The sequence below is a fragment of the Inquilinus sp. OTU3971 genome (assembly GCF_038440215.1).
Genome location: NZ_JASATH010000093.1, coordinates 18,551 through 30,388, shown reverse-complemented (window position 1 = coordinate 30,388; position 11,838 = coordinate 18,551). Strand labels below are relative to the sequence as shown.

13 protein-coding genes and 1 riboswitch are annotated in these 11,838 nt (G+C 68.9%); of the genes, 5 read left to right on the top strand and 8 right to left on the bottom strand.

The genetic code is table 11. The features are described 5' to 3' along the window. Positions 1 to 135: 135 nt before the first annotated feature. On the bottom strand, positions 136 to 621 hold the full coding sequence (locus tag AAHM41_RS22315) for an Lrp/AsnC family transcriptional regulator (protein ID WP_342238786.1): 486 nt from the start codon (positions 619 to 621) through the stop codon (positions 136 to 138). 28 nt (positions 622 to 649) lie between these two features. Further along, positions 650 to 1,372, bottom strand: a complete 723-nt coding sequence (locus AAHM41_RS22310; protein WP_342238785.1) for a haloacid dehalogenase type II — start codon at positions 1,370 to 1,372, stop codon at positions 650 to 652. 200 nt (positions 1,373 to 1,572) lie between these two features. Beyond that, a riboswitch (cobalamin riboswitch) is annotated at positions 1,573 to 1,785 on the top strand. Between the two features lie 118 nt (positions 1,786 to 1,903). Between AAHM41_RS22310 and AAHM41_RS22305 the strand changes: the two genes are divergently transcribed. The 4 genes from AAHM41_RS22305 to AAHM41_RS22290 all read left to right on the top strand — a co-directional run bounded on the left by AAHM41_RS22305 (position 1,904) and on the right by AAHM41_RS22290 (position 5,009). Beyond that, positions 1,904 to 3,154 (top strand): aromatic ring-hydroxylating oxygenase subunit alpha, encoded by a 1,251-nt coding sequence (locus AAHM41_RS22305; protein ID WP_342238784.1) that lies wholly within the window; start codon positions 1,904 to 1,906, stop codon positions 3,152 to 3,154. Between the two features lie 11 nt (positions 3,155 to 3,165). Continuing rightward, positions 3,166 to 4,239, top strand: coding sequence for a hybrid-cluster NAD(P)-dependent oxidoreductase (locus AAHM41_RS22300; protein ID WP_342238783.1), 1,074 nt, complete (start codon positions 3,166 to 3,168; stop codon positions 4,237 to 4,239). 79 nt (positions 4,240 to 4,318) lie between these two features. After that, complete coding sequence (locus AAHM41_RS22295) at positions 4,319 to 4,573, top strand: type II toxin-antitoxin system prevent-host-death family antitoxin (protein WP_342238782.1); 255 nt, start codon at positions 4,319 to 4,321, stop codon at positions 4,571 to 4,573. A 10-nt stretch (positions 4,574 to 4,583) separates the two neighbouring features. After that, positions 4,584 to 5,009: a hypothetical protein gene (locus tag AAHM41_RS22290; RefSeq protein WP_342238781.1), complete on the top strand. Its 426-nt coding sequence runs from the start codon at positions 4,584 to 4,586 to the stop codon at positions 5,007 to 5,009. 39 nt (positions 5,010 to 5,048) lie between these two features. Here AAHM41_RS22290 and AAHM41_RS22285 read toward each other — a convergent pair whose 3' ends face one another. From AAHM41_RS22285 to AAHM41_RS22260, 6 genes are all read right to left on the bottom strand, one after another. Next, entirely contained in the window at positions 5,049 to 5,630 is a 582-nt protein-coding gene (locus AAHM41_RS22285; RefSeq protein ID WP_342238780.1) for an NAD(P)H-dependent oxidoreductase, read from the bottom strand. 152 nt (positions 5,631 to 5,782) lie between these two features. Beyond that, a complete protein-coding gene (locus tag AAHM41_RS22280) occupies positions 5,783 to 7,189 on the bottom strand; it encodes an FAD-binding oxidoreductase (RefSeq protein WP_342238779.1) in 1,407 nt (468 codons plus the stop codon). Then, the gene (locus AAHM41_RS22275; RefSeq protein ID WP_342238778.1) at positions 7,186 to 8,517 is read right to left on the bottom strand and encodes a cytosine deaminase; all 1,332 of its coding nucleotides are present in this window, start codon (positions 8,515 to 8,517) and stop codon (positions 7,186 to 7,188) included. The genes AAHM41_RS22280 and AAHM41_RS22275 overlap by 4 nt, the downstream gene beginning before the upstream one ends. Position 8,518: 1 nt before the next feature. Then, positions 8,519 to 9,379, bottom strand: a complete 861-nt coding sequence (locus AAHM41_RS22270) for an ABC transporter permease (protein WP_342238777.1) — start codon at positions 9,377 to 9,379, stop codon at positions 8,519 to 8,521. Next, positions 9,379 to 10,173 (bottom strand): ABC transporter ATP-binding protein, encoded by a 795-nt coding sequence (locus AAHM41_RS22265; protein ID WP_342238776.1) that lies wholly within the window; start codon positions 10,171 to 10,173, stop codon positions 9,379 to 9,381. The genes AAHM41_RS22270 and AAHM41_RS22265 overlap by 1 nt, the downstream gene beginning before the upstream one ends. A gap of 16 nt (positions 10,174 to 10,189) precedes the next feature. Further along, positions 10,190 to 11,212: an ABC transporter substrate-binding protein gene (locus AAHM41_RS22260; RefSeq protein ID WP_342238775.1), complete on the bottom strand. Its 1,023-nt coding sequence runs from the start codon at positions 11,210 to 11,212 to the stop codon at positions 10,190 to 10,192. A gap of 219 nt (positions 11,213 to 11,431) precedes the next feature. Between AAHM41_RS22260 and AAHM41_RS22255 the strand changes: the two genes are divergently transcribed. Then, a complete protein-coding gene (locus AAHM41_RS22255; protein WP_342238774.1) occupies positions 11,432 to 11,830 on the top strand; it encodes a RidA family protein in 399 nt (132 codons plus the stop codon). The last annotated feature ends 8 nt before the right edge of the window (positions 11,831 to 11,838 follow it).

The following is an 11,838-nucleotide window of genomic DNA, read 5'->3' as shown; positions in this document are numbered from 1 at the left end:
AGACCACTGCCTCTCCCGCAAGCGGGAGAGGCAACGAACAGGGCCCGGCGAACGTGCGGATGAGATGTGTGAATCCGATAGCCCCCTGCGGGAGGGGGAGGAAGAAAAAAGGCGGTTCTGTTCTGATGATCGATCCTACTCCCCCCGCAGCAGCTTCTGCAGCGGGGCGGCCTGGCGCAGGATCGGCGACTTGATGACGATGTAGCTGAAGTACTTCTCGATGCCGAGACGGCGGTCCAGCAGCGCCTCCATCACCTGCTGGTAATGGGCGATGCTGCGGGTCAGGAAGCGCAGCAGGTAGTCGTAGCCGCCGCTGACCATGTGGCACTCCAGCAGCTCCTCCACCGTCGCCAGCCCGGCCTCGAAGCGGATGAAATCCTCGCGCCGGTGGTCGCTCAGCGTCACCTCGGTGAACACGGTCACGGTCTCGGTCAGCTTGGCCAGCGCGATGCGGGCGCCGTAGCCGGCGATATAGCCCGCCGCCTCCAGCCGCTTCACCCGCTGCAGGCAGGGGCTGGGCGACAGGCCGACCGCGTCCGCCAGCGCGGCGTTGGTGATCCGCCCGTCGGCCTGCAGCCGGGCCAGGATGGCGATGTCGATCCGGTCCAGCTTCGGCGCCATCCTGCCCTCGTCCGATCGGCTGCGGGACTCAGCCCCGCAGCGCCTCCTGGTGAGCTTTTGCCAGTTCCGCCATGCTGGTGAAGCGGAAATCGACCTTGGGCTCGGTCGCCGGCTTCATGGTGGCGCCGAAGCCGCCCTCGGCGTGGCGGCGGTGGATCCAGCAGGTGGCCAGCCCCGCCGCCGTCGCCGGCTCGTGGTCGTGGAACAGGCTCTCCGCCGTGTGCAGCACCTCGCCCGGGGCGATGCCCATGCCGCCCAGCTTCTCCAGCATGTAGTCGAAGTTGCGCGAAGCGGGCTTGTAGCTGCCGATGTCCTCGGCGGTGAAGACGGCGTCGAACTCGACCTGCAGCCGGACATTGCTGAGGGCGAAGCTGGCATTGTCGACATTCGAGAGGATGGCCAGCTTGTAGTACTTCTTCAGGTACTGCAGCGCGCCGGCGGTGTCGGCGAAGGCCGGCCAGTCCTTGATCGAGCGGCCATAGGCCAGCGCCTCCTCCCAGCTCGCCGTCACGCCCCATTCCTCGGCCAGGCGCTTGTAGACGATCGCCAGCAGCTCGCTGTAGCGCCGCGCCGGGGTCCAGCGCTGCTGTGCCGATTCATGGCGGGCATGGGCCTCCAGGATCCGGTCGCGGGTCAGCGGCTGCTTGGCACGGGCGGTCAGCGGTGCCAGCGCGTTGACCATGCCGGTCTCCCAGTCGATCAGCGTGCCGTAGCAGTCGAAGGTCAGGATCTTGAAATCGGTCAGCGTCATGATGCGTCCTCCGGTTTCGATTTCCCGATTGTCCGCCGGCGGTGCCGGCAGGGGCTGCGCATTCGCATCCGGCGGCGGCAGAGGCTGGCGCAGCGCGGTCGCTCAGCAGCAGGAAATGCCGAGTCGCCGGGGGCTGGGACTCGTGTCGCAGCCGCGTCATGGCGTGTCGGCTCTGGAGCGTGCGGGGCCGCGGAGTCGCGCCATGATCGCCGCCAAGAGGTGCCGGTCCGATGCTGTGGAACAGAGCAGCGGCGGATCGGAGAATTGGGAAGCCGGTGGAAGTCCGGCGCTGCCCCCGCAACGGTAACGGCGGTGTAAGGTGCGGCAGGGGCCACTGGAGCGATCCGGGAAGGCGCCGCACCGGCCAAGAAGCCCGCCGGAGCCCGGAAACCAGCCTCGAGGGAGTTTGTCTCGATGATCGCGGTGGGCGGTCGGCGGGCATGTTCGCGAGGGTCCGGTTCGGTCGCCGGTCCTCGGGGGCGCGTACCCGGAAGCCACATCTGCGACCGTGCCCAGAGGAGAAGATCGGGTATGGAAGCGCGTTCGGCCATGTTGATGGATCTGCTGTCCCGCGCGCCGGGCTTCAGCCTGAAGCGGGATTTCTACACCAGCCCCGCCTATCTCGCGCTGGATCTGGAGCACATCTTCTACAAGGACTGGCTGTTCGTCGGCCATGCCTGCGAGGTGACGCGGCCGGGTGATTTCCTGACCGTGCAGATCGGCGAGTATCCGGTGATCGTGGTGCGCGGCCGCGACCGCGCCATCCGCGCCTTCCACAATGTCTGCCGCCACCGCGGCTCGCGCCTGTGCACCGACGAGCGCGGCTCGCGCCCGCGGCTGGTCTGCCCCTACCACCAGTGGACCTACGACCTCGAGGGCAAGCTGATCTTCGCCCGCGACATGATGGATGCGATCGACCCGGCGCAGTTCGGGCTGAAGCCGGTGGCATGCCACGAGGTCGGCGGCTGGATCTTCATCTCGCTGGCCGAGCAGCCGCGCGACTTCGAGCCGTTCCGGCGCATGGTCGAGCCCTATATGGCGCCGCATTTCCTGGCCGAGGCCAAGGTCGCCCACAGCTCGACCATCATCGAGCGCGGCAACTGGAAGCTGGTGATGGAGAACAACCGCGAATGCTACCACTGCTCCGGCAATCATCCGGAGCTGTGCCGCGTCTTCTCCGACCAGCCGACCCTGACCAGCGGCCAGAAGGGGATGGAGGAGAACCCGGAGATTCTCGAGCACTGGCAGAGCTGCGAGGCGATCGGCCTGCCCAGCCGCTACCAGATCTCGGACGACATGCAGTATCGGGTGATGCGGGTGCCGTTCATCAACGACGCCCATTCGATGACCATGAGCGGCCAGCCGGCGGTGAACCGCCTGCTGGCCGAGTTCCCGACCACCAAGCTCGGCTCGATGCTGCTGTACCACTACCCGAACAGCTGGAACCACCTGCTGGCCGACCACGCGCTGAGCTTCCGCATCCTGCCGATCAGCCCGACCGAGACCGAGGTCACCACCAAATGGCTGGTGCACAAGGACGCGGTCGAGGGCGTCGACTACGACCTCAAGGCGCTGACCGAGGTGTGGACCGCGACCAATGACGAGGACCGCCGCATCGTCGAGGAGAACCAGCGCGGCATCCTGTCCCCGGCCTATGAGCCCGGGCCGTATTCGCGGATGCATGAGGGCGCGGTGATCCAGTTCGTCGACTGGTATGCCGACACCCTCACCCATCGGCTCGGCGGCGGCACCGCCGCCACCTCGATCCGCGACGTGGCCTGAGGCGGCAGGACGTGCCCGGCCCTCTGAGCGCGACGCCCAAGTTGTGGAACGCGAAGACCACGCGGCTGCGCTGCATCGGCATCCGCGAGGAGGCGCCGGACGTCCGCACCTTCCGCTTCGAGGCGGAGGACGGCAGCTGGTTCTCCTACCGCCCCGGCCAGTTCGTGACGCTGGAGCTGCCGGCGGGGCCGGAGCCGGTCCTGCGCACCTACACCCTGGCCTCCACCCCGTCGCGGCCGCACCACGCCAAGATCACCGCCAAGGTGCAGCCGGGCAGCGTCGCCACGCGCTGGCTGTTCGACAGGCTCAAGGTCGGCGACGCGCTGACGGCGCACGGGCCTACCGGCCGCTTCTCGCTGCTCGACCACCCGGCCGAGCGCTACCTGTTCCTGTCGGCCGGCAGCGGCGCCACGCCGATGATGTCGATGGCGCGCTGGCTGTTCGACACCGCGCCGCAGACCGATGTGGTTTATGTCCATTTCGCCCGGCGGCCGCAGGACCTGCTGTTCCGGTCGGAGCTGGGCTACATGGCCGAGGTCGCGTCCGGCCTCAGGCTGCGCTTCGTCGTCACCGGCGCGCCGGCGGGCGAGGGCTGGGCCAGCGGCCGGCTGGAGCGGGCGCTGCTCTCCGCCCTGTGCCCGGACCTGGCCGGGCGGACGGTGTTCTGCTGCGGCCCGGATCGGTTCATGGAGGCCGCCCGGCACGTGGCGGGCGAGCTCGGCGTGCCCTCGGCGCGCTGGCACGAGGAAAGCTTCGGCGCCACTCCGGCGCCGGTGCCGGTGGCATCCCCGATCGCGCCGCCGCCGGAGACGGCCGGGGAGGGGATGCAGGTCGCCTTCACCCGCTCCGGCCGCAAGGCGGCGGTGCTGCCGGGCCAGACCGTTCTGGAGGCGGCGGAAGGTTGCGGCCTGCGCATCCCGACCGCCTGCCGCCAGGGCCTGTGCGGCACCTGCCTGGTGCGCAAGCTGAAGGGCGAGGTGCGGATGGAGCACAATGGCGGCATCGCCGACGACGAGATCGCCGAAGGCTGGATCCTTGCCTGCTGCTCCCAGCCCGAGACCGCGCTGGTCGAGGTCGAGGTGTAATTGCCTTGACCTTCCTCTTCTTGCCCAAAGTCGTATTATACGTATAATTTGGATATCCACAGTCGGACGGATATCTGTCATGCCCAGGGTCGGCGCCCTCGAATTCCAGCGCAAGTTCGGCGAGTTCCAGCACAAGGCGCAGCGCGAACCGGTGGAAATCACCCGCCACGGACGGCGCGAGTTCGTGCTGATGTCGGCCGACCATTACGACTGGCTCAAGGCCGCCGCGCAGCGCACTCACCGCACGGCTGATGCCGCAGATGTGGTGATCGACGCCGTGGAGCGGGCGGAGATGGATCCGGAGCATGGCGCGCTCGACGAATTGCTGAAGTAGGGTCGGCGGCTTGCCGCTTCCCGATCCAAAGCCGGGCCTCGTTCTGCGCTACGATTATCTCTGGGCGCATGAGGCGGTGGCCGGCCGGGACCAGGGCAAGGACCGTCCGACCTGTCTCCTGGCAGCCACCGACGATGCCGCCCGCCCGCGTTACGTCGTGCTGCTGCCGATCACCCATAGCCGGCCGACCGGCGAGACCGTCGGGATCGAGATCCCTGCAAAGGTCAAGCACGCGATCGGCCTCGACGATGTGCCGAGCTGGGTGATCGTCTCGGAGCACAATATCGATGAATGGCCGAATGGTGGCCTGTCGCCCCTGCCCGGCAGGCCGGACGTCTTCAGCTACGGTTTCCTTCCACCCGGCCTGTTCGCCAGGATCAAGGCCAGCTTCCTGGATCTGGCCAAGGCCAAGAGGAGCAGCGCAGTGCGTCGCTGAAACGGAGCTTGGACCGGGGCCTGTGTTCCGTTGTTGTCGTCAGAGTTTCTGCGCCGACCCGACCACCTTCGCCAGGAAGGCGTCGCGGTCGGCGTCGGTGGCGCCGTTCATGCCGTAGAGGGCGAGGTAGCGCACCGGCGCCCAGGGGCGGATCAGGCCACGCAGCCAGCGCTGCACCAGCTTGCGCGGCGGGTCGCCCATCAGCAGCGACGCCCAGCGCGTGCCGCCATAGGAGACGACCGCGGTCAGGGACCGGATGTGCTGCAGGTTCGGAGTGGCCTTTCCGTCCTTCATCACGAAGGACACGCCGGGCAGCATCACCCGGTCGAACCAGCCCTTCAGGATCGCCGGGAAGCCGAAATTCCACACCGGCGCCATGATCACCAGCGCCTCGGCCCGCAGCAGGCGGTCGACATGGGCCTCGACCGGGCGGCGGTTGGCCGGCAGGTCGTGGTAGTGCAGCCGCTCCTGCCGGGTCAGGATCGGGTCGAAGCCCTCGGCATAGAGGTCGCAGTCGTCAACCTCATGCCCGGCCCGGCGCAGCGCGTCGACCATCGCCCGGTGCAGCGCGGCATGGAAGCTGGTCTCGACCGGATGCGCGAACAGCACCAGGACGCGCACGCTCTAACCGCCCTCTGAGATCGTCATCCCGGGCGCGGTGCAGCACGCAGTGATGCGCCGCAGACCCGGGATTTGGCCGCAGAAGGTTCGAAGAGATCCCCGCTTTCGCGGGGATGACGGATGAGGCGGAGGCAGTGGCGAGGTGGCCATCCTCACCCCGTCGCCTGCAGCCCCGGGAACAGGTAAATGCGGCCGGAGTTCAGGTCGTAGCCGGGGTCGTCCCAGCCGATCATCTTTCCGGGATTCAACAGGCCACGCGGGTCGGTCTCGCGCTTGAAGGCCAGCTGCACCGCGTCGGTGCGCTTCATCCCGCCCTCCTCCAGCGTGTAGCGGTGCGGGTTGAAGATCAGGCAGCCATGGTCCTCGTGGATGCGGATGATCTCGTCCAGCCGCTCCTCGCTGGTGAAGCGCACGATCGGCAGGCCGGAGCAGGTGACGTTGCCGTCGAAGCGGATCACCTCGAGATGGCCCGGCACCTCGTCGCCGAAGATCCGCGTCATCTCCTCGACCAGCCGCAGATGGTCGGGGAAGGGGTACAGCACCTGGAGATAGGTGATGGTCGGGTCGATCTTGATCGCCCGCAGCGTGGTGTGGTTCCAGGTCAGTTCGTAGAGCGGCGGCAGGCCCTTCTTCTCCTCGTCGGTCGCGGTGTCGGCGCGAAACAGCACCTCGCCCTTCGACCGCTTCATGAAGGCCTCGAAGCCGCCCATGGCGAAGTCCGCCACCATCAGCAGCGCCACCGACTGATCGCGGCGGATGAACTTCTGGTGCTTCAGGAAATAGTCATGCGGCACCGGCGCCGCGACCGGCGCGATTTCCTTGACCAGCAGGCCGTCGGCGCGGCCGATCTCCTCGCCGAAGCGGACCGCGTCCATCCAGTCGTCGAAGCCGACCACGATGTCGACCCATTCCGGCGCCGCGGTCAGCGGGATCTCGACCTCGGTGATGATGCCGTTGGTGCCGTAGGCGTGCAGCGCCTTCAGCAGGTCCTCGCCGGCGAGGTCGAGGATGCGCGGCTCGGCCTCCATCGTTACCAGCCGCACCCGCATGACGTTGCCGAGGTTGCGCAGGCCGCCCCAGCGGATCGAGCCGACGCCGCCGGAGCCGCCGGCCAGGAAGCCGCCGATCGTCGCCATGCGGTAGGTCGACGGGAATAGCCGCATCTCCTGCCCGACCTTGGCCCGGGTCTGGGCATCCATCTGGGCCAGCACGGCGCCGGCCTCGGCCGCCACCGCGCCGGGGCGGATCGCCGTCACCCGGTTCATCCGGGCCAGGTTCAGCACCATGCCGCCGGACAGCGGCATGGCCTGGCCGTAATTGCCGGTGCCGGCGCCGCGCGGCGTCACCGGCACGCCATGGGCATAGGCCGCCTTCAGCGCCTGCACCACCTCGGCCTCCGAGGTCGGCGACACGACGATGTCGCCGGTGACGTGCTCCAGCTGCCGCTTCAGCACCGGCGAGTACCAGAAGAAATCCTGGCTCTTCTGCTTCACCAGCACCGGGTCGTCGGTGACCCGCATCCCCTCCAGGTCGCGCTTCAGCGCGGCGAGATCGGTCATGCCTGCTCTCCTTGGGGCGCCAGCAGCGCGTCCAGCTCACGGTAATCCGGCAGCGTGGTGTCGATGGCGCGGCCGGCGCGGACCACGATCCGGTCGGCTTGGGGGCGGGACAAGAGCTCGGTCCAGCTGCGGGCGCGCAGCAGCACCAGGTCGGCGCCGCCGCCCGCGGCCAGGCGGCCGAGATCCGGGCGGCCCAGCACCTCGGCCGGGGTCGCCGCGACCGCCCGCGGCCAGTCGCCGACCGGGTGGTCGAGATGCAGGATGCGCGTCGCCTGGGCATAGACCTCGAGCGCATCGAGATCGCCATAGGCGTAGAACGGGTCGCGGGTGTTGTCCGAGGACACCATCACCGGGATGCCGCGCGCCTTCATCTCGTGCAGCAGCGTCACCCCGCGCCAGCGCGGCGTGGCCCCGGCGCGGCGGTCCTGCAGGTACATGTTGCACATCGGCAGCGACACGACGGCCAGGCCGGCCTCGGCGACCAGGTCCAAGGTGCGGTCGATCACCTCCTCGGGCTGCCGGGCCAGGGAGCAGCAATGGCCGACCAGCACCCGGCCGCGGAAGCGGTGGCGGATCGCGGCCTCGGCGATCAGCGCCAGCGACCGCACCGCCGGGTCGCCGGTCTCGTCGGCATGGAAATCGAGGTCGAGGCCGTGCCCGATGGCATGGCGGACCATCCGGTCGATCCCGGCCTCCAGCCCCGGCACCGGGTAGGTGACGGCGCCGAGGATGCCGCCATGGGCGCGCACCGTGCGGCTGAGGTCGTCGAAATAGGCATCCTCCAGCACCCGGTCGATTCCGACCAGGGCCGAGCCCTGCAGCTCGATCCGCCCGGCCCACTCCTCGCGCAGCTCGGCGAAGACCGGCCAGGAGACGCGGTGCTGCGGCGGGTCGCTGTCGATATGGGTGCGGATCAGCCGGGTGCCGTGGGCGAAGGCGCAGCGCAGGCTGAACTCCATCCGCGCCCGCACATCCGCCGCCGACCAATGCGCCGCCCGGTCCGCCCGCACGGTGGTGAGCGCCCCGTCGAAGCTGCCATCCGGGTTCGGCGCGCGTGGCCAGATATGGCCCTTGTCGAGATGGGTGTGCGCCTCAATGAAGGCCGGCCAGGCCATGCCGCGGTCGAGGTCCAGCGCCGGCAGGCGCTCCGGATCCGGGCTGCCGGCTGGGCGGATCGTCGCCAGCGTGCCGCCGTCGATGGTCAGGTCGGCCAGGGCCAGCCCGTCGCGGTCCGGCTGCAGATCCGCGCCCTCGGCCAGGCAGGCCGGGACGGTGGCGTTGGTCAGGCGGTAGCGCCGGGCGTCCGGCAGCGTAGCGAAGCCGGGCATCTCAGTTCTCCCGCCGGACGGCGCTTTCGTGCCAGCGCCGCAGCAGCAGATGCGACACCAGGCTGGTCAGGGCGAAGATGGCCAGGCCGGTCAGGGTGATCAGGATCAGCGCCGCGAACAGCCGCGGCACGTTCAGCCGCCGCCCGGCCTCGAGGATGCGGAAGGCCAGGCCGGACTGGGCGCCGGCCGAGCCGGCCGCGAACTCCGCCACCACCGACCCGATCAGCGCCAGCCCGCCGCCGATGCGCAGGCCGGTGGCGAAATAGGGCAGCGCCGCCGGGATGCGCAGATGCAGCAGCGACTGCCAGCGCGAGGCGCCGTACAGCTCGAACAGGTTCAACAGGTTGTGGTCGGTGCTCTTCAGCCCCTGGGTCATGTTCGACAGGATCGGGAAGAAGGCGACGATGAAGGCGCAGATCAGCAGCACCGATTCGGTCGACGGCGCGTAGATGATGATCAGGGGCGCGATCGCCACGATCGGCGTCACCTGCAGCACCACGGCATAGGGGTAGAAGGCCAGCTCCAGCCAGCGCGACTGGATGAACAGGATGGCCAGGGCCACGCCGCCGACCAGGGCCGCGGCCAGGGCGGCGAAGGTGATGGTCAGCGTCACCCCCAGGGCCGAGGACAGGATCGGCCAGTCGCCGACCATGGTCGCGGCCACCTCGGTCGGCGCCGGCAGGATGTAGCGCGGCACCTGATAGGCCACGACATACCACTGCCACAGCGCGACGAAGGCGGCGAAGGCGACCACCGGCACGGCGATCCGTGCCGCCAGCGCCCGCAGGCGGCCGGGCTCGGCCCGCCGGGCCTCGGCGATCGCGGCCTCGTCCTCGCCGGTCTGGATCCCGATCTGGGTCATCACTGCTCCGCCGCCACCATGATCGCCCGCATCAGCGCGTCCGACACGGTGCGGCAGCGCTCATTGTAGGGCGTGGACATCCGGTACTCGTTGCCGCGCGGGTAGGGGGCATCGACCGCCACCTCCTCGATCACCCGGCCCGGCCGCGCCGCCATCACCACGATCCGGGACGACAGGTAGACGGATTCGAACACCGAATGGGTGACGAAGACGATGGTCCAGTTCTGCCCCTGCCACAGCCGCAGCAGGTCGTCGTTCAGCTTGATCCGGGTGATCTCGTCCAGTGCCGCGAAGGGCTCGTCCATCAGCAGCAGCTTGGGCCGAGTGACCAGGGCGCGGGCGATCGACACCCGCATCTTCATGCCGCCCGACAGCTCGCGCGGATAGGCGTCGGCGAAGCGGTCGAGCCCGACCATCGCCAGCGCCTCCATCACCCGGTCGCGCGCCGCCGCCCGCGACAGGCCCTTCAGCCGCAGCGGCAGCCAGACATTCTTGAACACCGTGGCCCAGGGCATCAGCGTCGGCTCCTGGAATACGAAGCCGACCTCGCCCTCGGTCGCTCCGCGGCCGCCATTCGGCCAGCGGATCGCGCCGGCGGACGGGGTGCCGAGCCCAGCGATCAGCCGCAGTGCCGTGGACTTGCCGCAGCCCGAGGGTCCGAGCAGGCTGACGAACTCCCCCTCCCGGATGTCGAGCGACAGGGCGGACAGGGCCAGGGTGCCGCTGGCGAAGCGCTTCGACACCCCATCCAGCGACACCAACACCCCGGTGGAACCGTCTCCGGGCGTGGTCAAGGCGACCGAATCCACCTCAGCCGCCGGCCAGCTTCTTGTAGAGGTCGAGGCCGACACCCTTGCACACGAAGCGGTTGGTGAAGGCCTTGCCGACATCCAGCCCGGCGTCCAGCACCCCGGCCTTGACCATGGTGTCGTAGAAGCGCTGGTACCGGTCCGCGCTCTGGCAGCCGATGCCCTTGGCCTCGGCGTCGCCGGCGATGACGATGTGCTGCGCCTTGAGCTGCTCCAGCCCATAGGCCAGCTGCTCGTCCGTCATCTCCGGATTGTCCTTCTTGATCAGGGCATCGGCCGCGGTGTGATCGCCATAGAGATAGTTGTACCAGCCGATGATCGAGGCATCGACGAAGCGCTGCACCAGATCGGGGTTCCGGTCGATCATCGCCTGCTGCGCCGCGATGGTGGTGGCGTAGGCCTCGTAGCCGTTGTCGGCGAGCAGGAAGACCTTGGGCTTCCAGCCGGCCTGCTTCTCGATGTCCCGCGGCTCGGAGGTCAGGTAGCCCTGCTGGCCGGATTTCGGGTCGGCGATGAAAGGGGCGGGGTTGAAGGTGTAGGGCTTGTACTGCTCGTCCCGGAAGCCGGGATAGGCCGATTTCAGCCAGCGATAATAGGTGTCGTAGCCCTCGCCGGACAGGAACAGCGTGTCCAGCTTGGCCAGGTCGGCGATGGTCTCGATGCCCTGGTCGGGATGGGCCATCAGCACCTGCGGGTCCTTCTGGAAGATGGCGGCGATGTTGATCACCGGCACCCCTTCCTTGACCGAGTCGAAGGCGTCCAGCGTGCCGCCCATGAAGAAGTCGATCTGGCCGGCGACGAGCCGCGCCCGGTTGGCCGCCTGCGGCCCGCCCATGACGATGGAGACGTCGAGGCCGAACTTGGCGTAGGTGCCGTCCGCCACCGCCTGATAGTAGCCGCCGTGCTCGGCCTGGGCCAGCCAGTTGGTGCCGAAGCTGACCTTGTCGGCCGCGAGGGCCGTGCCCGCCGTCAACCCCGCCGTCAGGCCGAAGGCGAGAGCGAGGACCCGTCCGAAGAAGTGCATGAAGCCGATCCCATTGTCGTTTTTCTGCCGCAGCGCCAAAGACGACAGGATGCAACGGCCATGCCATCCGCCCCTAGCTCCAGGAACTGCTGCGGCCGCGGCCGGCGCCGCCCGTCCGGTGCCCAACCAATGGGCAGCGTAGTCCAGTTTTCTTGCACGCGGCAACCTTGTCACCGGCCGGCCGGAGTCCTACGGTTCCTTGCCTTTTGCGGGAGACGAATGACCTTGTCGTGCCCCATTACCCCCACCGGAATCCGGCCGCCTTTCGCCCGCTACAGCCATGCCGTCGAGGTGCCGGCGGGCAGCCGCCTGGTGGTCTGCTCCGGCCAGCTCGGCATCGGCCCGGACGAGGCGGTGCCCGCCACGGTCGAGGGCCAGGCCGAGCTGTGCTTCGAGAACATCCGGACGATCCTGGCGGCGGCGGGGATGGATGTGTCGCACATCATCCGCATCAACGCCTTCGTCACCGGGCGGGAGCATCTGAAGGGCTACATGGCGGTGCGCGACCGCGTCGTCGCCGACCCGCCCCCGGCCTCGACCCTGATGATCGTCTCCGGCTTCTCCAGGCCGGAGTTCCTGGTCGAGGTGGAAGTCATCGCCGCCGGCCCCGCCGCCTGAGAGGGATA

What these genes read in the sequence shown, in the direction of transcription:
- AAHM41_RS22260 (WP_342238775.1), bottom strand. Translation starts at nt 11,212, where the DNA reads ATGCACTTCTTCGGACGGGTCCTCGCTCTCGCCTTCGGCCTGACGGCG.
- AAHM41_RS22305 (WP_342238784.1), top strand. Translation starts at nt 1,904, where the DNA reads ATGGAAGCGCGTTCGGCCATGTTGATGGATCTGCTGTCCCGCGCGCCG.
- AAHM41_RS22275 (WP_342238778.1), bottom strand. Translation starts at nt 8,517, where the DNA reads ATGCCCGGCTTCGCTACGCTGCCGGACGCCCGGCGCTACCGCCTGACC.
- AAHM41_RS22280 (WP_342238779.1), bottom strand. Translation starts at nt 7,189, where the DNA reads ATGACCGATCTCGCCGCGCTGAAGCGCGACCTGGAGGGGATGCGGGTC.
- AAHM41_RS22315 (WP_342238786.1), bottom strand. Translation starts at nt 621, where the DNA reads ATGGCGCCGAAGCTGGACCGGATCGACATCGCCATCCTGGCCCGGCTG.
- AAHM41_RS22255 (WP_342238774.1), top strand. Translation starts at nt 11,432, where the DNA reads ATGACCTTGTCGTGCCCCATTACCCCCACCGGAATCCGGCCGCCTTTC.
- AAHM41_RS22310 (WP_342238785.1), bottom strand. Translation starts at nt 1,372, where the DNA reads ATGACGCTGACCGATTTCAAGATCCTGACCTTCGACTGCTACGGCACG.
- AAHM41_RS22295 (WP_342238782.1), top strand. Translation starts at nt 4,319, where the DNA reads ATGCCCAGGGTCGGCGCCCTCGAATTCCAGCGCAAGTTCGGCGAGTTC.
- AAHM41_RS22270 (WP_342238777.1), bottom strand. Translation starts at nt 9,379, where the DNA reads ATGACCCAGATCGGGATCCAGACCGGCGAGGACGAGGCCGCGATCGCC.